The sequence below is a fragment of the Chitinophaga sp. CCNWYY40 genome (assembly GCF_037483205.1).
Lineage (GTDB): Bacteria > Bacteroidota > Bacteroidia > Chitinophagales > Chitinophagaceae > Chitinophaga > Chitinophaga ginsengisegetis.
In genome coordinates, this window is the sequence record NZ_JBBHLF010000002.1 from 849,343 (window position 1) to 870,567 (window position 21,225).

The 21,225-nt window shown below is 47.7% G+C and carries 14 protein-coding genes; 6 read left to right on the plus strand and 8 right to left on the minus strand.

Features of this window, described 5'->3' with window-relative positions:
- Positions 1-35 precede the first annotated feature (35 nt).
- From V7S65_RS09210 to rhaT, 5 genes are read right to left on the minus strand one after another with little or no spacing between them, the layout of a single operon-like run.
- Positions 36-971 (minus strand): alpha/beta hydrolase, encoded by a 936-nt coding sequence (locus V7S65_RS09210; protein ID WP_336388480.1) that lies wholly within the window; start codon positions 969-971, stop codon positions 36-38.
- Positions 972-1,006: 35 nt separating this feature from the next.
- A complete protein-coding gene (locus V7S65_RS09215) occupies positions 1,007-2,404 on the minus strand; it encodes an FGGY-family carbohydrate kinase (protein WP_336388479.1) in 1,398 nt (465 codons plus the stop codon).
- 13 nt (positions 2,405-2,417) lie between these two features.
- On the minus strand, positions 2,418-3,692 hold the full coding sequence (locus V7S65_RS09220) for a sugar isomerase (RefSeq protein ID WP_336388478.1): 1,275 nt from the start codon (positions 3,690-3,692) through the stop codon (positions 2,418-2,420).
- 34 nt (positions 3,693-3,726) lie between these two features.
- Entirely contained in the window at positions 3,727-5,853 is a 2,127-nt protein-coding gene (locus V7S65_RS09225) for a bifunctional aldolase/short-chain dehydrogenase (RefSeq protein ID WP_111578263.1), read from the minus strand.
- Between the two features lie 42 nt (positions 5,854-5,895).
- Positions 5,896-6,951 (minus strand): L-rhamnose/proton symporter RhaT, encoded by a 1,056-nt coding sequence (gene rhaT / locus V7S65_RS09230; protein WP_336388477.1) that lies wholly within the window; start codon positions 6,949-6,951, stop codon positions 5,896-5,898.
- A gap of 190 nt (positions 6,952-7,141) precedes the next feature.
- Here rhaT and V7S65_RS09235 point away from each other — a divergent pair, with 190 nt between their 5' ends.
- From V7S65_RS09235 to V7S65_RS09245, 3 genes are all read left to right on the plus strand, one after another.
- Positions 7,142-8,173 carry a GntR family transcriptional regulator gene (locus V7S65_RS09235; protein WP_079472026.1) on the plus strand — a complete coding sequence of 344 codons (1,032 nt, stop codon included), beginning with the start codon at positions 7,142-7,144 and terminating at the stop codon, positions 8,171-8,173.
- Between the two features lie 34 nt (positions 8,174-8,207).
- Positions 8,208-8,444 carry a VF530 family protein gene (locus V7S65_RS09240; RefSeq protein ID WP_079472027.1) on the plus strand — a complete coding sequence of 79 codons (237 nt, stop codon included), beginning with the start codon at positions 8,208-8,210 and terminating at the stop codon, positions 8,442-8,444.
- A gap of 138 nt (positions 8,445-8,582) precedes the next feature.
- The gene (locus tag V7S65_RS09245) at positions 8,583-10,940 is read left to right on the plus strand and encodes an ABC transporter permease (RefSeq protein ID WP_336388475.1); all 2,358 of its coding nucleotides are present in this window, start codon (positions 8,583-8,585) and stop codon (positions 10,938-10,940) included.
- Here V7S65_RS09245 and V7S65_RS09250 read toward each other — a convergent pair whose 3' ends face one another.
- The 3 genes from V7S65_RS09250 to V7S65_RS09260 form a co-directional block, all read right to left on the minus strand.
- On the minus strand, positions 10,941-11,459 hold the full coding sequence (locus tag V7S65_RS09250) for a 3'-5' exoribonuclease domain-containing protein (protein WP_336388474.1): 519 nt from the start codon (positions 11,457-11,459) through the stop codon (positions 10,941-10,943). It lies immediately after the preceding gene.
- Positions 11,460-11,769: 310 nt separating this feature from the next.
- On the minus strand, positions 11,770-12,792 hold the full coding sequence (locus V7S65_RS09255; RefSeq protein WP_336388473.1) for a serine hydrolase domain-containing protein: 1,023 nt from the start codon (positions 12,790-12,792) through the stop codon (positions 11,770-11,772).
- 1 nt (position 12,793) lies between these two features.
- Positions 12,794-13,549: an SGNH/GDSL hydrolase family protein gene (locus tag V7S65_RS09260; RefSeq protein WP_336388472.1), complete on the minus strand. Its 756-nt coding sequence runs from the start codon at positions 13,547-13,549 to the stop codon at positions 12,794-12,796.
- A gap of 215 nt (positions 13,550-13,764) precedes the next feature.
- On the opposite strand from V7S65_RS09260, the gene V7S65_RS09265 reads away from it, so the two are divergent.
- The 3 genes from V7S65_RS09265 to V7S65_RS09275 all read left to right on the plus strand — a co-directional run bounded on the left by V7S65_RS09265 (position 13,765) and on the right by V7S65_RS09275 (position 21,201).
- Positions 13,765-16,893, plus strand: a complete 3,129-nt coding sequence (locus V7S65_RS09265; RefSeq protein WP_336388471.1) for a SusC/RagA family TonB-linked outer membrane protein — start codon at positions 13,765-13,767, stop codon at positions 16,891-16,893.
- A 24-nt stretch (positions 16,894-16,917) separates the two neighbouring features.
- The gene (locus tag V7S65_RS09270; protein ID WP_336388470.1) at positions 16,918-18,399 is read left to right on the plus strand and encodes a RagB/SusD family nutrient uptake outer membrane protein; all 1,482 of its coding nucleotides are present in this window, start codon (positions 16,918-16,920) and stop codon (positions 18,397-18,399) included.
- Between the two features lie 105 nt (positions 18,400-18,504).
- A complete protein-coding gene (locus V7S65_RS09275) occupies positions 18,505-21,201 on the plus strand; it encodes a c-type cytochrome (RefSeq protein ID WP_336388469.1) in 2,697 nt (898 codons plus the stop codon).
- The last annotated feature ends 24 nt before the right edge of the window (positions 21,202-21,225 follow it).

Genomic DNA, 21,225 nt, shown 5'->3' on the forward strand with positions numbered 1-21,225 from the left:
CTATTTCAGGATATCTCCCAAAGTAAAAAACGTTATCAGTATAACTGTCCTGTACCTCCCTGCAGCAACGGGTTGCCCGGGTTGAGCATACCCATGCGGCCCAGCCATTTCATGGTGATCTGCATCCATACGTCTGTTGGCAGCTTCAATACAAAGCCGTGGTTGCCTTCGGGATAAATATGCATTTCCGCCGGTACGTGCTGGTGGCGCAGGGCCTGGTAAAAAAAGAGACTGTTATCTACGTCCACCACCGTATCGTCGCCGGTATGAAACAGGATGGTGGGTGGTGTTTGCGGTGTTACCTGCCGGTCGTTGGAATAATTTTTTATAGCTTCTTCTCCCGGCTGATTACCAAGTAACCGCAAACGGGAACCAGCATGGGTGAGGTTCTTTTCCATGCTGATCACCGGGTACACCAGGATCATAAAATCAGGACGCAGGTTGATGCCCGCATTGGCGGCCAGCACCGGTTTGTTGAAATGGGTTCCTGTGGTGGAAGCCAGGTGCCCGCCGGCAGAGAAACCCATAATGCCTACGCGGCTATTATCGATGTTCCATTCAGCGGCATGCGAGCGGATTATTTTCATGGCTTCCTGTGCATCCTGCAAAGGACCGCTGCTTTTATCCTGCATGATCTTATCATCCGGTAAGCGGTATTTGAGTACAAAGGCAGCGATGCCTTGCCTTACAAAATACTCCGCGATACTGAGTCCTTCCCGCTGGAATACGACTGTGTGATAACCACCACCCGGACAAATTAATACCGCTGTACCGGTAGCCTTGTCTTTTGGCGGCAGGTAAGCCGTTAAAGTAGGCACACTGGTATTTGTACGGTTATTGTCTTTGTCGGTTACTTCCTCGTCAGGACCGGCAATTCCGCCGGGAGGAAGCCCGTTGTATAAAGACATTACGGTTTGTGCATTGGCAACAATGGCAGCGAAGCTGAAGAGCAGGATAAGGAGGGCGCGCATAATATTATTTATTGGCAGTAATGATAATCAAAACTTCATAAAGTAGCATCATGTGTCACCGAATAATATTTCAGTTCTATCAGATCATTGGGCATGGGCTTGCTGTTCCAGGACGAATGGATGGCCAGTGCTGCTCCCATCGCAGTAGCCTGCGCCATAGAGGCAGCAAAGATTTCAATATCGGGAAACAGTGCGGCCAGCAGGTTCATATAGATGGCGTTTTTACTGAACCCACCGTCAACGAATATACGTTTTACACGGGCGCCCTTCAATACCCTGCTGGTAGCGATGTATTGCTGATTGGCAATATCCAGCATCAGCTGATGATAGGCTTCAATATCTGAAGAAAAAGTACCAAGATCGCGCTGCCCGAATACAGATGCCTGCATCCGCTGCTTGTCGGCCTCCGGCTGCGGCGTATCCTGTTTATTCCTTTCTTTCAGCTGGCGGATGATGCTGCCGTCATACTCAATCCCGCGATACCTGCCGGTATGCTGATCAAAATGGGCGGCAATACGTTTCACCTGCTGTTCATGCTCATAACCGGCAAACAGCCGGGAAGCCTTTACCGGCTTACCCTGGAAGGACATATAACATAAACAGTCTGCTTCCAGTTCTTCCGGTGTAAGTGGTGTATCGTTAAATGGATTTAAGCTGATGCACCAGGTGCCGGTAGATATGAGTATAAAGGGCTCATGAAAATTTACCAGGTAAGGAATCAGTGCAGCAGAGCTGTCGTGCAGCCCGGTGCCTACTGCGTAGCTGTTGCCCGGAAAGGCGGCGGGCATTACTTCTCCGGAAGAAAAAAGAGGCGCCAGCTTTTCCAGCACCCCTTCCTTTATTAACCACGAATGATAATTGTTTTGTTTAAAATCCCACAGGTTGGTATGACAACCAATGCTGGTGATATCTGAGCAGGCTATACCCGACAGCAGGAAACTCATGTATTGCGGCAGGTGCAGCGCATACTTCATGCGACTGAATACGTCAGGTTGTTCGTACTTCAGCCGGTATAACTGCATGCCTGAATTGAGGCTTCCCAATACCGGTGACGCCGTTTGCACAGAGAAAGCGGTTTTGCCGCCATAGTTACTGTAAAACTGCTGACTCAATTCCTCCGGATATTCTTTCAGATAATTGTACAACGGAGTTAATGGGCGCCCTTCTTCATCAATGTATACCAGGCTTGCGCCATAGGTTGAAAAGTTGATCGCTTTAATCGTTACATCTTTTCTGCTGAATACTTCTCTCAGGGAATCAAATACGGAGAGCCGGAGACTTTCCAGGTTTTCACAGGGCGCGCCATCTTCATCCACGGTTTCCGTAAAACGGGCTGTCCGCTCAAAGATGATCCGGTACTGTTCATCAAAGAGAAACAGTTTCTTGTTGGTTTTTCCAACATCAAAAATAGCAATAACGGGAATTTCGGTCATAAACACGTTTAAATTACAAACCAGTCGCCATTGTTTTAGCGCCTCTTTCACGGATCAGGTGTTCTCTCACTTTTTCAGCACGATACAAAGCTAACGGATTTAATGCGCCGCCGGCCTGTATCCTGGCGGCAGCCACCAGGGAGCGCACATCTGTACGGAACGCCTGCTGCAATATTTCCTGGGCAGTAACTACATCGTTGTTCTGTTGTGCGGCCAGCAGTTTCTTCCGGTCTACCAGCAACGCCTGCGCGTAGGTGATCATGATCGCTTCTACTGATTGCAGCAGATCTTCCAGCGGATCCTTCACGTTATGTGAGGCATCTATCATCCAGCCCAGGTCTGTCGTATGATTCATGCCGCGGGCATCCATTCCTTCCACCAGTTCGTTGAAAATAAGGAACAGCTGGTAGGGTTTGATGCTGCCTACGGTGAGGTCATCGTCGCCATACTTGGAATCATTGAAATGGAAGCCGCCGAGTTTACCTTCCATCAGCAACAGGGCTACAATCTGCTCAATGTTGGCATTGGGCAGGTGATGTCCGAGATCTACCAGTGTATAGGCTTTGGGGCCCAGTTTATTGGCGTAGAGGAGCGACTGTCCCCAGTCGCCCACTGTAGTGGAATAAAAATTAGGTTCTGCGGCTTTGTATTCCACGAACATTTTCCAGTGATCCGGCAGTGCCGCATAAATTTCCTGCAGCCCTTCCAGCGTGTTCTGGAAAGCATGGCGGAAATTCAGCTGACCAGGGAAGCACGAACCGTCGGACAGCCACACGGTGAGTGCATCAGAGCCCAGTTCTATACCATGACGGATCACTTCTATGTTATGCTCGATGGCTTGCTTGCGGATGTCTTTATTTACATGCTGCAGCGAGCCGAATTTATAGCTCCACTTCTGCCCCGGCTGATCCTGGAAAGTGTTGGAGTTCATCGCATCAAAGCGGAGGCCGTGTTGTGCAGCCATTGCTTTGATATGTGCAGGATTGGAGGGAATATCCCAGGGGATATGCAGCGAAATGGCGCCGCTGGATTGGTTCAGCTGATGAATCAACCCTATGTCTTCGATCTTTTCTTCCAGGTTCCGGGGTTCACCTCCACCGGGGAAACGGCCAAAGCGGGTACCACCGGTTCCGAGCGCCCAGCTGGGAATGCCCACCTGGAAAGCGATCAGCTGCTGCAATATTTCAGGCACATTTTTAATTTCCCCGGAGAGATATTCAAATGCACGCTGCTGCGCAGCCATTCCGGCCTGATTATGTTCTTCTATCCTGTATTTTTCGATTCTCATGATGATCTTTTTTTACGCAGATAAAACGATATTTTTATCTCACAAAAGCCATTGCTACTCCACCATCCACATTCAGCACGTTGCCGGTAGCCTTGTTGAGTAATCCGCCTACAAAAGCATAGCAGGCGTTGGCGATATCTTCCGGTACAATGATTTCATTCAGCAGGGTGCGTTTTGCATAGAATGCAGGCAGTTCTTCCACCTTTACGCCATATGCTTTAGCACGGCCTTCTGCCCATGCGCCGGCCCATATTTTACTATCGGAAATCACTGCATCAGGATTTACTACGTTCACGCGTATACGATCTTTACCCAGTTCAGCGGCATTAAGACGGCTCAGGTGCAGTTGGGCTGCCTTGGCTGACCCATATCCCGCATTGTTAGGACCGGAAACTAATGCGTTTTTACTAACGATGTTCAGCACATCCCCGCCGGTATCCTGCTTGCGCATGATTTCTACGCCGGTTTGTGTAACGAGGAACTGTCCTTTTACCAGTACATCGTACAGCAGGTCCCAGTCCTTTTCCGTATGATCTTCCAATGGTTTGGAAATCGACAGTCCGGCGCAGTTTACTATGATATCCACCCCACCAAAGGCCAGTACCGCGGTGTTAAAGGTTTTATGAATAGATGCGGAATCGGTCACATCGAGCAGGTCGGCAGCAAATACATCTTTTCCGTACAGTTTATTAAACTCTTCGGTGGCAGATGCCAGTCGTTGTGCATCATTATCATTGATCACCACTACGGCGCCTTCTTCTGCAAACTTTTTAGCGATGGCTTTACCGATACCGCCGGCGCTGCCGGTTACCAGGGCAATTCTGCCGGTAAGCGCTTTCGGCTTTGGCATGCGTTGCAGCTTGGCTTCTTCCAGCAACCAGTATTCAATATTAAATGCTTCCTGCCGTGGCAGGGAGGTGTATTCAGAGATGGCTTCCGCGCCTTTCATTACATTGATGGCGTTGATATAAAATTCAGCGGCCACCCTGGCGGTTTGTTTATCTTTTGCGAAGGTGAACATGCCTACGCCGGGATACAGGATCACCACGGGGTTAGGATCGCGCATGGCCGGGCTGTTGGGATGTTTACAGGTATCGTAGTATTCTTTATACATTTCCCGGTAGGCGGTAAATAATGGCGCCAGGGATGTTTTAACGGTGGCTACGTCTTTCAGGTCGGCGTCCGGCAGAAGGTTCAGCACCAGCGGGCTGATCTTTGTGCGCAGGAAGTGATCGGGGCAGCTGGTACCCAGCGGTGCCAGCCTGTCGAGATCATTGGAATTAATAAATTCAAGCACTCTCGCATCGTCGGTAAAATGGCCTACCATTTTCTGCTGAGAAGAGCAGTATCCGCGTAAAACCGGCGCCAGTTCAGCGGCCTGGGCTTTACGAAGGTCGGGCGACAATGATTGTATTTTAGCGCCGCCAAACACGGGTTTATTACGACCGGTATTTTCCTGCAGGTATTCCGCGCAGCGTTCAATTACTTCCAGGGTATTGATATAACTTTCATAGGCAGTGTCGCCCCAGGTGAACAGGCCGTGAGAGCCCAGCATGATACCACGGATACCGGGATTTTCGTCGAGGCATTGCTTTAACTGCAATCCGAGGTCAAATCCGGGCTTTTGCCAGGGTACCCAGCCAATGGTGCCATTAAACAGCTCCTGCGTGATTTTCCGGCCGTCTTTTGCCGCTGCAATAGCAATGGCAGCATCCGGATGGAGGTGATCGATATGTTTAAAGGGAAGAAAACCATGCAGAGGGGTATCAATGGAGGGCGCTTTTGAGCTAAGATCGTAAATGCAGTGATTGAACAATTCCACCATTTCATCTTCATGCGCTATTCCCCTGTAAATATTCTGCAGGCTGCGGAGACGATCTACATACAGGGCAGCGAGGCCACTTTTCCTGAGTGTGCCCAGGTCCCCGCCGGAGCCTTTTACCCACATCACCTCTACCGGTTCTCCCGTTAAAGGATCTTTTGCGGTGGCTTTGCAGGAGGTGTTACCACCACCGTAGTTGGTCAACCGGAGATCTGCGCCGAGTAAATTGGAACGATAGATCAGCAAGGCTACTTCATCACCAGCCATAGCAGCGGCTGTTGCTTCATCCCATAAATAGCTGACATGCCTGAATTGCGTAGTAGTTCCATCTAAAGACATACTCTATAATTTTTACGTTTTTAATTGCGATAATGCTGAGGGTTAATTTTCTAAAGAATTACCATATCCAACCAGGATTACAGAAAGAATAATGGTGAATATACCCAGGGAGATAGTAACGAATGTTTTTTTACTGGCATTTTTCCATTCCTTCAGCACAAAGCCCCACATACCGGAAATCAGGATAATAAAAGCCATGTGCAGGATCCAGGAGCTGGCATCATTGCCCAGTTTACTTTCTCCCATTCCATAAAAAAAGAATTGCAGGAACCAGGTAGTACCCGCGATTGCTGCAAATAAATAGTTCCTTACCAGCGGGGTACTTTTGTTCGTATAGTCATTAAATGAGCGGTTACGTTTATTGAGCAGCATGCACCAGATAAAATTGGTGGTGAGCCCTCCCAGCATAATCACTACAAAAATAACATTGTTCCGGAACAAAGGATTGGCATTGTTGGCTACCGCTGCCTTACCCATACTGCTGCCGGCAGTAATGGCAAAACTCATGCAGGCGCTCAGTATACCGGAAACAATGGCTACCGCCAGCCCCTTGCGAAGGTCAAATTCGAGGATGCTTTCAGTTTTCTGTTCACCGGTAAGCTCCTTTTCCTTGAGCATACCCGCTCTTCCGCAAATAGCAATACCCACCAGGCATACCGCCACACCGGATAGTACATACAAGCCCCTGCTGCTGTGCAGCATAGCGCCCAGCGTATTGGGGTCGTCTGTAAACAAACCACGGTAAATGGGTGGTATCAGTGCACCAAAGGCGGAACAAAAGCCTAATGCTACCGCCATTCCCAGCGACATGCCGAGGTAACGCATGGATAACCCGAAGGTTAAACCGCCGATCCCCCACAGTACGCCCAGGAAATAAGTCCAGAAAAGAATGGTGCCTTCCGTATTACGGATAATATCCATAAAACCGGGAACGGTTAACCAGGCGGCTACCAGCGGTACCACCAGCCAGGAGAAGATCCCGCCTACAATCCAGTAACTTTCCCAGCTCCATCCCTTTACCTTTTTGTAAGGGATATAGAAACTTCCCGATGCGAACCCACCTATAAAGTGAAATAAAACTCCCAGTAAAGCCTGCATAATGATATAGTAATTTGTAACGTGGAGATTAAAGTTTCATAAAAATAAAGCATGTACTTTTTTAAACTGTCATGGACTGTCATGGTTCCGGCCGGAGATAGCATTTATAAAATTAAATCACTATCATTGCCGGGAAAACAGCCATGTTATAACCTGATAGCTAATTCCACGGATTAATACCTGATGAGCCATGAAACAACATCCGATTTTTAAATACCTTTTTATTGATGATTTTTCTGCTACGCCTAAATATTACCAGCTGGCCAACTCTATCATCAAAGCTATTGTAGACAAAAAAGTGCAGCAGGATGATATACTGCCGTCCATCAATGAAGTCAGTTACGCCTTTGAAATTTCGAGGGATACCGCAGAAAAAGCGTACAAATACCTGAAGGGACTGGGTATCCTGGGGTCCGTTCCCGGAAAAGGCTACTATGTGTCGCAAACCAATCTTGACCAGCAATATAAGATACTGCTCCTGTTCAACAAACTGAGCGAGCACAAAAAAATCATCTATGATTCGTTTGCAGACAAGCTGGGGGAACAGGCCAATATCGACTTCTATATTTATAACAGCGATTTCAGTCTCTTTAAAAAACTGTTGTCACAAAATATCAATGAATATACACATATTGTGATACTTCCGCACTTCCGGGAAAGATGGGAACATGTAGATGAAGTGATCAATACTATCCCGAAAGAGAAACTGATCCTGCTGGATAAAAAGCTGAAAGGCGTAACCGGCGAATACGGCGCAGTATATGAAAATTTCCAGGAAGATATTTACGGCGCCCTGGAACAGGCCAGGGACAAGCTGCAGCAATACCACACCATTAAAATCATTTACCCCGACAATACCTATTACCCGGAAGAAATTTACGAAGGGTTTATGCAGTTCTGCCAGAACTATGCTTTTAACAGTAAAAAGGTAGAAGAAATAGGAGAAGAAGATATTCAGCCGGGAGATGTATATATTAACCTGCGGGAAAACGACCTGGTATTGCTGATAGAAAGGATCATTTCCTTAAACCTGAAGATAGGCAAGGATGTAGGGATCATTTCCTATAATGAAACGCCTTTGAAGAAATTCATCCTCAACGGCATCACCACCATTTCCACCGACTTTAAATGTATGGGAGAAATGGCCGCACAGCTGATCCTGGATAATTCCCGCGCACAGATAGAAGTACCGTTTTATGTAACCATGCGGGCATCTTTGTAATTAACTTACCTTTGGGCCATAAAAACGGAACAACATGGACACACCAGGCGCATCCAAAGACCCGCTGCACGGACTTACACTGGAAAAAATAGTGACACATCTTTATGAGAGCTATGGCTGGGAAGAACTGGGATACCAGGTAAGGATCAATTGCTTTATCAGCAATCCATCTGTGCAAAGCAGTTTAAAATTTCTCCGCAAAACGCCGTGGGCACGTAAAAAAGTAGAGGATTTTTATGTGTATTCTTTACGGAAGAAGTTATTGAAATGATGTCCGGAACCGGACACTCCCCCTTCAAAACCGGACATTTTTAATCCTTCAACACCTCCTTATCTACTGAAAACCAGCATTTTAATATGATGGCATTTACTTAGCTGCAAGTACGGTCCATCCTATAAATTGAATTCCATGTTCAGCAGTTATATTAAAACAGCTTTCAGGACGATCACGCGGAATTTCAGCTATACATTTCTCAATGTATTTGGCTTAACGCTTAGTATTGCCGCCTGCCTGATCATCTTTCTCATTGTAAAAAATGAGTTGAGTTATGACAGCTTCCACAAAAAAGCGGATCGTACTTATCGTGTTAATTTGCATGCACTCGATTATAATCCCAGTACCTCGCTGGCAGTAGTACCCGCCCTGCGCAACGACTTCCCCGAACTGGAGCAGGTGTCGCAATACTGGTACCAGATCACCGGGCTGGTAAAAGCGGGTGATACGCGGTACAATGAAAAAGGATTTGCCTTCGCAGATGCTTCTTTCCTTCAGATATTTGATTATCACTGGCTGGCCGGGGATCCGCGCACTGCCTTATCGGAACCCAACCAGGTGGTGCTCACACGAAGCATTGCCGGAAAATACTTTGGTACAAAAGACCCGATGGGCCAGGTAATTAACCTGAACAACCAGTTTAACCTTAAAGTAACCGGTGTTATTGAAGATTTGCCGGGCAATACCAGTCAGCCGTTTGTATTCCTGGCTTCCTACGAAACCATCAGGAAGGAAGTGCTGGCACCGGCTGAGTTTTACAATATCAATGGTGGCAATGCTTTTGTGGTGCTGCCTGAGCACTACAACGTAGCGAAGTTGCAGGCCAGGATGCCTGCCTTTATTACCAAAAACTGGGGCGCTGATGTCGCTTCCGGAGCAACCCTTTTACTGCAGCCACTGAAAGAAATCCATTTTGACCAGCGTTACCTGGGTAACCCTGCCAGTCCTACCACCAGCCGGGAAACCTATTGGGGCCTTGCGATGGTGGCGCTGTTTATTATCATCACCGCCTGTATCAATTTCATCAATATGGCTACGGCGCAGGCTATACGCCGCGCAAAGGAAGTAGGTGTACGTAAAGTGCTGGGGGCTTACCGTGGTCAGCTGATCCGTCAATTCCTGGGTGAAACCACTCTGCTGGTATTGATGGCAGTTGTGCTGGGAACCATAGCAGCAGGAGTTTTGTTACCATTTGTAGCCACCTGGATGAACCTGAAGATCGGGGTATCTCAGTTAATGCAACCGCTAATTGTTGCGGTACTGGCAGCAATAACGGTAACGGTTATACTTTTAGCTGGCTTGTATCCTGCTTTTGTGCAGTCGGCCTTTGAACCGGCAACATCCCTTAAAAGCAATACGGGTATTACCTTCCGGGGATTAGGATTAAGAAAGATATTGGTATCCACCCAGTTTGGCATTTCCCAGATACTGATTGCGGGTACGCTGATAGTTGGCTACCAGATGGACTTTCTCCAGAACCAGGACCTGGGCTTTAACAAAGAAGCAGTTGTTTCTTTCCCGGTACCCGACAGGAACAAGCGGGATATTTTAAAGGAGCAATTGCTTGCCAATCCCGGTGTAGCACAGCTGAGCTTTGCCTCGGGCTCACCGGTGAACGGAAGCAACTTCAGCGGGTTCCGCTGCCCCGCGGTGGGACTTACTGAAAACGATGTAACCGAAGTAAAAGCGATCGACGAACAATATATGGACATGTTTTCGATACAGTTACTGGCTGGCGAAAAGATCCGCCCAGGCACAGATGCCGACACACTTCGCAGGGTGCTTGTAAACGAAACAATGATCCATAAAATGGGGATTCAGAACCCGGAGAAAGCACTGGGAATACACTTTTACATCAACGATGGCCCTGCACTGATCACGGGTGTGGTGAAAGATTTCCAGAGTGAATCCCGGTATAAAAAGAGAAGACCTTGTATACTGGAATACAATGCCCGCGGTTTCGGAACGGCCAATATCCGGATCAAGCCCACTGATATGCGGAATACTATTGCAGGCATAGATAAATTATGGTCTGCATTATTTACAGAAAACCAGTTTGAGTATCAGTTCCTGGACGACCGCATCGCCAGCATGTATATACAGGAGCAAAAAATATACACCGCATTTAAGCTGTTTTCCTCCCTGGCCATCATCATTGGCTGCCTCGGATTGTATGGCCTGGTGGCCTTTGCAGCGGTGCAACGCACCAAAGAAGTAGGTATCCGTAAAGTATTAGGGGCTTCCCTTCTGAATATTGTCGGGCTATTTGCAAAAGAATTTATCCTGCTGATCTTTGTTTCCTTTTGCGTGGCGGCGCCTGTCGCCTGGTTTGTGATGACGCGCTGGCTGGACAATTTTGCTTATCAGACCCATATCGGTGGCGGTACTTTTCTTATTGCGATCTCGGTGTCTGTACTGATAGCGGGAGTCACAATCGCTTACCAGTCGGTGAAAGCCGGGCTGGTGAACCCGGTTAAAAGTTTGAGGGCGTAGCTACAACTTAATTTTCAGTCCCATTTCGCGTTTCATGGTAAGCAGCGCTTCTGCATTGCCTTTTGCATCATCTACCGGGTGATGCGTATGGGTTGTTTGGCGCAGGTGCTTGAACGTCTGGAAAGTATCCTTTGTGATGCCTTTGTACAAACTGCCGAGGTTTTGGGAACTAAACCCAAACGGGTTTTCACCAATAAAATGATGAAAATACCAGCAGATAAACATCCAGTCGAAACCGTTGTTATCGCTGATGAAAATGGGCCGGTCCTTACTAACGGAAGTGATCCATTGCTTAAAATCCTGCATCACCTGTGCGGGATCATTAAAGCCGAGGGTTTCTTCACGCGTGTGATTGGATACTGCCAGTGCTTCGGGAATAAATTTAGTGGAAATGGGTTTTAGCTGACCGTAAAAAGATTGATTCAGTTGTTCATTTACAAGGACGGCGCCAAAAGAAATCATAGAGTAATCGCCGGGAATGGGACCGTCTGTTTCAACGTCCACCATAATAAAAGCCATGTGTTATAATTTGTTGCTTTGGGGTAACCAATGCGTTATACATCTCACAAAAATATAAAAATATTATATAACAAAGAAAAAGGCATCCCGGCTATGCCAGGATGCCTTTAACGCCAAAGCGTTAACAGATTCTCTAATGGAGCCGCCCGGGTTAAACTAAATTAACCTTAGGTGTCCATGAATATTCTGTAGATAGCATGAATACCTCCTTTTCTTTGGTGAGTAATGAAACTACAACAAAATATCTGAATAAGAAAACGTTACGAGAAAAAAATAACATATCACCGCAGTGGAATTATGTAAATAGCTGTTATTGCTTCTTTATAACAGTTGGTAATAATATTTCCCGGATGTTTCTTTCAAAGAAATAAGCCCTGGGTATATCTTTTTCGCTGTAGCCGGCGTTCTCCATTACAACAAGACTGGTACGGGTTGCCGGATAGTAGAAATTGATGAGCGTAAATCCCATCTCCGGCATATACCCGGTGTGTCCCATCTCCTGCTTATCGTCGCTTACCACAATACCATAGCCGGTTCCCATTGACCCGTATACGGTGTGCTGCCGGTGTTCCCAAACATGCGTCATCAACTGGTAGCAGCTGTCTTTCAGCAACTTTCCGCCATACAACAGTTCATTCCAGCGTACCAGGTCGCGGGCAGTGGATACCACGCCTGCACCTGCATAGTGCCAGTCCGGTATAGTGTCGGTACTTGCTTCCAGGCCACCAGATGGCATTTCCCGGTAGCCTTTTACTGCTGGTATATGGCCGGTAATGCCGGAGTGCGTCATACCGGATTTTTTAAACAAGGCAGCTGCCAACTCCGTATAGGGCTTACCGGTAGTACGTTCCAGTACGGATTTCAGCAGGGAATAACCGAAGTTGGAATAAGCGTATTTTGTTCCGGGCAGGAAGGCCAGCGGCGCATCAAACCACACCACGCCGGAAGTGTGATTGAGCAGTTGGTGAATGGTGATGCTGTCTGCCCAGCTATCTTTTATTTCCGGGAGATAGGAATGCAATGTTTGCTGTAGCTGGATACGTCCTTTTTCCACTTGCTGCAACACCATTACGGCCGTCATTTGCTTGGTAACGGACATAATGATAAACGGGTCGTTGATGTTCAGCGCCCGCTTTGTTTCGCGGTTAGCATAGCCATAGGCTTTGGCATACAGCGTTTTCCCGTTTTGTGTAATCAGCACTACCCCGTTGAACGGGCGGGGACTTTTGATCGTTAACAGGGAATCCAGCCTGGCGGAAAGTGACTGTTGTGCGGTAACCAATCCCGTTGCCAGTGCCAGGATGCCGGTAAGAATGAATGAGCGGGTTTTCAACTTATTTCTTTTTTAATGCGGTAGCTATTGCTTTTTCCGCCAGTGGTCCCATCACGAGGTAACCGGCTTTATTGGGGTGTACGCCGTCAGATGTCAGTTCGGCTTTCAGCCCTTTTCTTTCATCGGCCATTGCGGTGTAATAGTCCAGGTATACGCAGTTATTTTTGGCGGCGTAGTTTTTAAGGCGCTGATTCAGGTCGGCAATCTTCCCAACCGGCTCCAGTCCTTTACGCCACGGATAATCAAACGCCGGTATTACGGACGACAACACCACCCTGATACCATTTGCTTTGGCCAGTTCCGCCATCGATACGATGTTACCAAAAATTGTTTCCACCGGGGTATAGCCGGTATTTCCCGCAATATCGTTGGTGCCTGCGAGGATCACTACTACTTTTGGTTTCAGGTTAATGACATCCGGGCGGAAGCGGATCAGCATCTGTGGCGTGGTTTGCCCGCTGATGCCCCGGTTGATATAGGGTTTGCCTTCAAAAAACTCCGGGTTCAGGTTTCCCCACCCGATGGTAATGGAATTTCCCATAAATACCACCCGCTGTTCGCCCGGTTTAGGCGCGCCCACCTGGGCGTTGGCTTCCTGGAAACATTTTAAACAGGCCCAGTCCTGTTTCATCAGTTCCTCGCGTTGCTTCTTTTCTTTTGCGGCGGCATCAGCGTCCGTGGTATTCTGTGCAAAAGCCGTAGTGCCCAATATGGCAAACAGGGCTACCAGTTTCAGGCTTTTTCTGTTCATGATCATACATCAGATTTTTAACTGTCTGCATTTTAGCAAATGCAGTGGAAAGTAGCAATATTTTCCGGCTTTTACAAACGCCTCTTTCATAACAGTTAACAGGCTCCGATACAGGACAGTACAGGACAGTACAGGACGCAACAGGACAGGAATGTATTATTCTTCCGCTAAATTTATTTCCGTAAAGTAATGCCGTTTCATCAAACCAAATTCCACTCGTTATGATCAGAGCTTCTATCCTTTATCAAAAAGGATCTTCCTGCCTCGCACGTTTTGGCTTCACCTGTTCTGCCTTGTTATTCATCAGCACTTTCACCTATGCACAAAAGAATAACGTTGGCGGCCAGGTTACAGATGCCGGAACGGGCTCACCGCTTCCCAGTGTAACCGTTGGCGTTAAAGGTACCAGCCAGGGTGCATTCACTGATGCGAATGGCAGATATACCATTTCCGCCGCTCCGTCAGATTCTCTTGTTTTTAGCATAATCGGTTATGCAAGCAAAACTTATCACGTGGGTACCCGTACCCGCATCAGCGCACAGCTGGAACCAAGCAATAAAGTCCTTAACCAGGTAGTGGTTGTAGGTTATGGTACACAACAGAAAAAAGATGTAACAGGATCTGTTGGAATTGTTACCATGAGGAACATTAAAGACATGCCCGTTGCCGGTCCTGACCAGGCATTGGCCGGCCAGATTGCCGGTATCCAGGTGAGTACCTCCAACGGCATTCCCGGTGGTGGCCCGCAGGTACAGGTGCGCGGCATCGGCGCTGTGGGTGCTGGCAGCCAGCCACTGTATGTGGTAGATGGTTATCCGCTGGCGTCTTCTTCCGACCAGGTATCTGATCCAATGAACGCTATTAACCCGCAGGATATTGAATCCATGGCGGTGTTGAAAGATGCCTCTGCTACCGCTATTTATGGTTCGAGAGGCGCTAACGGCGTAGTATTGATCACTACTAAACGAGGCAGCTCCGGTATTCCACGCGTGCAGCTTTCTGCCAATTACGGCGTCCAGACTATTCCCGACAAAGGACGTCCAAACCTCATGAACGGACAGGAGTTTGCCCAGTTCAGAAAAGAAGCGATTGAGGATAATATCCGTTTCACCGAACACCGCGAACCTACGGATGCAGACATACCGGAAGTTTACCGTCGTCCTGAACTGATCGGTAAAGGCACCGACTGGTTTGATGCCATTACACGCACAGCACCCATGCAGGATATTAACCTGAGCGTAAGTGGCGGTACCGATAAAATCAGGACTTATGTCTCCGCAGGTTATTACAACCAGGACGGGGTGATCATCAACTCCGGCTACAGGCGTTTTACCGTAAGAGCCAATGTAGACGCTAATCTCTCCGACAGATTTAAAGTAGGCTTCAACGTAGCGCCCTCTTACACCACCCGCAAAGGCAACACCAACGGAGAAGGCCGCGAAGGCGTTTTCGGTATTGCCAGCCCGATAGAGCCTATCTATAAAGCAGATGGCAGCTATAATGAATATATCCAGAGTCCCGGTACTTTTGGTTTGCCTAACCCGGTAATGATGCTCAATGAGGTAACCAACAAATCCAAGAGCACCCGTATTCTTTTTAATACTTACGGAGAATATGAAATTATAAAGAACCTGAAATTTAAATCCACCTTCAACGTAGATTACCAGGAAGGTAGCGCCGAATACTTCCGGCCCTCCACCATTGGTAATACCAATGCGGCGCCGCCAAGTATTCCTTCCGGAGGTTACATCACCGGGAATTACCTGAACTGGCTGAATGAAAACACACTCACTTACCAGTACAACAGCAACAGCGGGCATGCTATTACCGGTTTGCTGGGATACAGTGTACAATCACAGAAGGAACAAAATGTGGGTATCAATGCGGCCAACTTCCCGGATGATGATATCAAAACCATCAACGGCGCAGCTACTCTCACCAATAATCCTAATGTAACTGATAAAACAGAATGGGCATTATTATCTTACCTGGCCAGGGTAAACTATGCTTATAAAGATAAATACCTGGTAACAGCTACTGTGAGAAGTGATGGTTCTTCCCGCTTTGGTCCCAACAACCGCTGGGGTACCTTCCCGTCTGTAGCACTGGGATGGCGTGTTTCACAGGAAGATTTCATGAAGTCGTCCCGTATATTCAGCGACCTGAAAGTAAGGGCTTCCTATGGTTTCTCCGGGAACTTCAATATCGGTAACTACACCTACATGAGCAGCATCGGTACCAGTGATTATGTGCTGGGTGGTGCGCTGAATGGCGGCCGTGTAATGAACACGCTTGGCAATCCAAATCTCGGATGGGAAAGAATGCGTGAATTAAATATAGGCGTTGACGTTGGTTTGCTGAAAGACCGCATCTACCTGACTATCGATGCTTATAAAAGAAATACACAGGACCTGCTGTTAAACGTGGAAGTACCGCAGTCCAGCGGCTTTACCACCGTAACTGAAAACAGTGGCGATATGGAAAACAAGGGATTGGAAATTGGTATCTCTTCCCGTAACATGGAAACCAAATCTTTCACCTGGACCACCAACTTTAACATTGCCTTCAACCGCAACAAAGTGCTGGCATTGGGAAAAGACAATGCCCCTATCTATTCCGGCAACAGCAGTGAAGGTAATCCTACCAATGTGAGCATTGTAGGCCAGCCGCTGGCAATGTTGTATGGATATGTATTTGACGGCATTTACCAGAACCAGGCAGAAGTAGATAAAGGCCCAGCTTTCCCCGGTGCAATTCCAGGTAATATCCGCTTCAAGGATATCAATGGCAATGGCGTAATCAATCCGCGGGAAGATTTTGCGATCATCGGTAATCCTTACCCCGACTTCAACTGGGGCTTAACCAATATCCTGAATTACAAAAAATTTGACCTGCGTGTACTGGTAGTGGGCTCTATGGGCGCCGACCGCTTACATGCCACCAACGATTACAACGGTAATATTGATGGCGTATTTAACGTACGGAAAGATGTAGCTAACAGGTGGAGATCAGAATCTAATCCAGGCAATGGCAAAGTGCCAACCACCAATGGTTCCGGCCGTGGCAGGGTAATGTATCGTGACGTAAGTTCACTGACGGTAGAAAAAAACAACTACGCATGGGTGAAAAATATTACGCTGGGCTACAGTCTTCCTAAGATGGGATTTGTGGAAAGCGCCAGGGTATATGTAAGTGTGCAGAATGCCATCCTGTTTACCAACTACAGCGGCAACCCTGAAGTAACCAACTACATGGGCAAAGGCGGAAGCGGCGCGCTGGTACCTGGTATCGACTATTCCAGTTACCCGGTTCCAAGAATTTATTCACTGGGCGCCAACCTCTCCTTTTAATTCAGTCAAAAAAAGAATAGCAACATGAAAACTAAGATACCTTTTATCGCGCTGCTTGCGATCGCACTGAATGGATGTAACAACATGCTGGATGTAAAGCCAAATTCTTTCTCCAGCGGATCTAACTATTATACTACTGAAGCGCAGGTACTCCGTGCTGTGAACGGCTGCTACGGCGTATTACAGGAATTTTATACCGGCGACTACTGGGCGATGGCTGAAATGCGGGCAGATAATACCAACTACCAGTATGATGAAAGCGACCGTGGCGCACAGCAAAGGGAAGAGATCGATGAATTCCTGATCACTCCCACCAATAACTACGTGAACAATGTATGGACACAGATATACAAGAACATACAGCAATCCAACGTGATCATTACCCGCATTGACGGCGTTAAATTTTCCAACGAAGCAACTAAAAAACAGTATCTCGGTGAAGCTAAATTCCTCCGGGCCCTGTACTACTTTCACCTGGTGCGTCTTTTCGGCGGTGTGCCACTGCTGGTGAAAGAAGTGGCAAGCCCGGATGAAGCTTCCACTCCGAAGAAAGCCACCGTGGAAGAAGTATATGCACAGATCATTGCGGATGCTACGGAAGCCGCTGCCAATCTGCCTGCCAGCTACTCCGGCGGAGACATCGGCCGTGCTACCAAAGGCGCTGCGCTGACGCTGCTTGGAGAAGTATACCTGACAATGAAAGATTATCCAAAGGCAGTAACCACCCTGCAACAGGTAACTACACTGAACTATTCGCTGGTAGATAACTATGCAGATAATTTTGATCCGGCGAAGAAGAACAATTCAGAATCTATTTTTTCGGTGCAGTACAACTCCGGTATTGAAACAGAAAGTAGCAACTACATTTTCAATTTCGGTCCACGCAACGGTAAAAAAGATCTGACCGGCTTCAATGGTAACCTGGGCGGCGTGAACATGCCTACTCCCAGTATTGTAAACGCGTATGAAGCAAAGGATAAAAGAAAGGATGCATCTATTTTTATGTACTCCAGTCCTACCAACGCCGCTTTTGCAGAGTCAATTGCCTTTGGTGGCAAGTTACCGCTCATCCGGAAATTCTATCATCCGCCATATGCGCTTGATGGCCGCGCCAATGAAAACTGGCCCGTATACCGCTACTCGCAGGTATTGCTGATGCTGGCAGAAGCAATCAACGAAACCGGCACCGGTAATCCGCTGCAGTATATCAATCCTGTGCGTCAACGCGCAGGGCTGGATCCTTTGCCTGCTTTGAGCCAGAGCGCTTTCCGTGATGCTGTTTTCCAGGAGGTGCGTGTAGAACTTGCCTTTGAAGACAATCGCTGGTACCAGTTATTACGCACCGGCAAAGCCGTTTCCGTAATGACTGCCCACGGTATAGAAGAAAAGAAAAGGCTCACCAGGCTCAGCCCGGCATCATATAACATACAGCCGTTCCAGTTATTATTTCCAATTCCTGAAAGAGAAATCAGGTTGAATGGATTTGAACAAAATACCGGCTGGTAAAAAAAGTTAGAAAAACGGGAAAACGTTTACTATATTACTAACAGCTATAGTAAACGTTTTCCCATATCAATAGTATCAACTCAGGAACCTATTCAAGATTATATTATGACCACGTCACGTAAAAGAGCTTTCCCGCTGCTGTTGCTGGTTTCCACCGTTCTGATGACCGGTGTGGCCTGCAATAACGGAAACGACTCAACGTCAGAGCCAAAGCTAACCGGCAATCCGAAAATCGATGCCCTGAAATTACCTGATAATTTTAAGGCAGAGCGGTTGTACAGTCCGGGCGACAACAATCAGGGCTCCTGGGTATCTATGACCTTTGACACCAAAGGCCGCATGATCGTGTCCGATCAATATGGTTTTCTTTACCGGTTGCAGCTCCCTGCCGTAGGGGAAGATTCAGCCAAACTGAAAATTGAACAACTCAAAATCGGCAATGATACTTCTACACAAAAAGTATCTATGGGCTATGCACAGGGATTGCTGTATGCCTTCAACAGCCTGTATGTAATGGTGAATCACAACAGTGATGACCGTTTCGACAAAGGCAGCGGATTGTATCGTTTACAGGATACCAATGGCGATGATCAGTTTGATAAGATCACGCTGCTGAAAGCGCTGGATGGCGAAGGAGAACACGGCCCACACAGCATTGTATTATCTCCGGATAAAAAATCCATCTATGTGATCGCCGGTAATTTTACCAAAATTCCGGAGATGAATAACTACAAGGTGCCTCCATCGTGGAACATCGATAACGTGTTACCATTTATCAAGGACCCTAACGGTCACGACAATACGGTGAATACACATGGCGGATGGATTGCGCATATCGATTCTACCGGTACCAACTGGGAACTCATCAGCTCCGGCTACCGCAACCCTTTCGATCTTACCTTTAATGATGCCGGTGATATGTTCACCTACGATTCAGATATGGAATGGGATTTTGGTACTCCCTGGTACCGCCCTACCCGCATCTGCCAGGTAACCAGCGGCAGTGAATACGGATGGCGCCCGGGTACAGAGAAATGGTCGCCTGCCTATCCCGATAACTTACCACCCTTACTGAACATTGGCCAGGGCTCCCCTACCAACCTGATCTATGGCGGTAATGCAAAGTTCCCGGAGAAATACCGCAAATCATTATTTGCATTCGACTGGAGCTTTGGTATCATCTACGCCATCAGTTTGCAGCCGGATGGCGCTTCTTACAGAGCAGGTGCAGAAGAATTCCTGTCGGGTTCACCACTGCCGTTAACAGACGGTGTGATTGGTCCTGACGGCGCTTTGTATTTCCTGACCGGTGGCCGCAGACTGGAGTCTGATCTGTATCGTGTATATTATAAAGACAATAAAGAAGATAACGAACCTTTGGCCGTAACTCCTCCAACAGAAGGCGCTAATATCCGCAAACAACTGGAAGCCTATCACGGCGGTGCAAAAGAAGGTGCCGTTGATTTTGCATGGCCTTACCTGAAAAACAGTGATCGCTTTATCCGCTTTGCAGCAAGGATAGCCATAGAAAATCAACCGGTGAGCCAGTGGCAGAACAAAGTGTTACAGGAGAAAGATCCTGAAACACTGATCCAGGGAACGATTGCGCTGGCACGCCAGGGCAAGGAAGATGTAAAAAAATTGCTGCTGCCGCAACTGATGACGATCAACTATGCACAGTTATCACCTTCCCAGCAGATTGACCTGTTGCGCGCTTTTGAACTGGTGTTTGTACGCATGGGTAAACCCGATGCAGAACAATCGGCACAAATAGCCGCCTACCTTGATCCGCAGTATCCCGCCAGCACCAACGATCTGAACAGATCACTGAGTAAAGTGCTGGTATACATCAATGCACCCAATGCCGTAGAAAAAACAATGGCATTGCTGGCCAGCGCCAAAGATGATACCGCTGCCGCTAAAACGGCCATGAAATCAGCCGATCTGATCATGCGCAATCCGCGGTATGGACTGGACATTGCCGGTATGTTATCCAAGATGCCGCCATTGCAGCAAACCTGGTACGCAACCGTGTTAAGCCAGGCTAAAAGCGGCTGGACACCTGAATTACAGGAACAATATTTCCACTGGTTTTACGATGCTTTCTCCTATAAAGGCGGACATAGTTTTATTGGCTTTATCAATGACGCCAGGAAAAATGCACTGGCCAATGTGCCGAAAAAAGAGTTTGCTCATTTCAACAAGATCTCCGGCGACTCCCTGTTAAACAGTGGCGGTAACCTCGCAGCAGGTTTCGCACAACCGAAGGGGCCGGGCAGAAACTGGAAGCTGGAAGAAGCGCTTAAAGTAGTGGACAGCGCTACTACTACCAAACGTGATTTTGAACAGGGCCGGGCGATGTTTGCCACGGCGTTGTGCAGCTCCTGTCATGGTATGCGCGGTGAAGGCGGCGTAGCCGGACCGGATCTAACGCAGCTGGGTACACGTTTTTCCAATAAGGATATCCTCGAAGCCATTATTGAACCCAGCAAAACCATCTCCGACCAGTACGAAGCCACTGTGTTTTCTTTGAAGAACGGCAGCACCGTAGTAGGACGACTGGTAAGCCAGGACAAAGATAAGTATGTGATTTCCCAGAATCCGTTTGCTACACAGGACCAGCGGGAATTGCTGAAAAAAGATGTAACCGGAACAAAAGCATCCAAAGTTTCTGTGATGCTGCCGGGATTAATTAACCGTCTTAATGAAGATGAGCTGCGTGACTTGATGGCTTATCTGAAATCCGGCGGCAACAAACAGGATTCCATTTTCCTTGCTTCCAAGCAGCTGGGTCGTAAATAATATTTTTTCCGGAAGATAAATAAC

Excerpts from the sequence above, each read along its gene's own strand:
- V7S65_RS09240 (WP_079472027.1), top strand. The coding sequence starts at position 8,208 with ATGGACACACCAGGCGCATCCAAAGACCCGCTGCACGGACTTACACTG.
- V7S65_RS09265 (WP_336388471.1), top strand. The coding sequence starts at position 13,765 with ATGATCAGAGCTTCTATCCTTTATCAAAAAGGATCTTCCTGCCTCGCA.
- V7S65_RS09235 (WP_079472026.1), top strand. The coding sequence starts at position 7,142 with ATGAAACAACATCCGATTTTTAAATACCTTTTTATTGATGATTTTTCT.
- V7S65_RS09250 (WP_336388474.1), bottom strand. The coding sequence starts at position 11,459 with ATGGCTTTTATTATGGTGGACGTTGAAACAGACGGTCCCATTCCCGGC.
- rhaT (WP_336388477.1), bottom strand. The coding sequence starts at position 6,951 with ATGCAGGCTTTACTGGGAGTTTTATTTCACTTTATAGGTGGGTTCGCA.
- V7S65_RS09225 (WP_111578263.1), bottom strand. The coding sequence starts at position 5,853 with ATGTCTTTAGATGGAACTACTACGCAATTCAGGCATGTCAGCTATTTA.
- V7S65_RS09210 (WP_336388480.1), bottom strand. The coding sequence starts at position 971 with ATGCGCGCCCTCCTTATCCTGCTCTTCAGCTTCGCTGCCATTGTTGCC.
- V7S65_RS09275 (WP_336388469.1), top strand. The coding sequence starts at position 18,505 with ATGACCACGTCACGTAAAAGAGCTTTCCCGCTGCTGTTGCTGGTTTCC.
- V7S65_RS09270 (WP_336388470.1), top strand. The coding sequence starts at position 16,918 with ATGAAAACTAAGATACCTTTTATCGCGCTGCTTGCGATCGCACTGAAT.
- V7S65_RS09260 (WP_336388472.1), bottom strand. The coding sequence starts at position 13,549 with ATGATCATGAACAGAAAAAGCCTGAAACTGGTAGCCCTGTTTGCCATA.
- V7S65_RS09245 (WP_336388475.1), top strand. The coding sequence starts at position 8,583 with ATGTTCAGCAGTTATATTAAAACAGCTTTCAGGACGATCACGCGGAAT.
- V7S65_RS09215 (WP_336388479.1), bottom strand. The coding sequence starts at position 2,404 with ATGACCGAAATTCCCGTTATTGCTATTTTTGATGTTGGAAAAACCAAC.
- V7S65_RS09220 (WP_336388478.1), bottom strand. The coding sequence starts at position 3,692 with ATGAGAATCGAAAAATACAGGATAGAAGAACATAATCAGGCCGGAATG.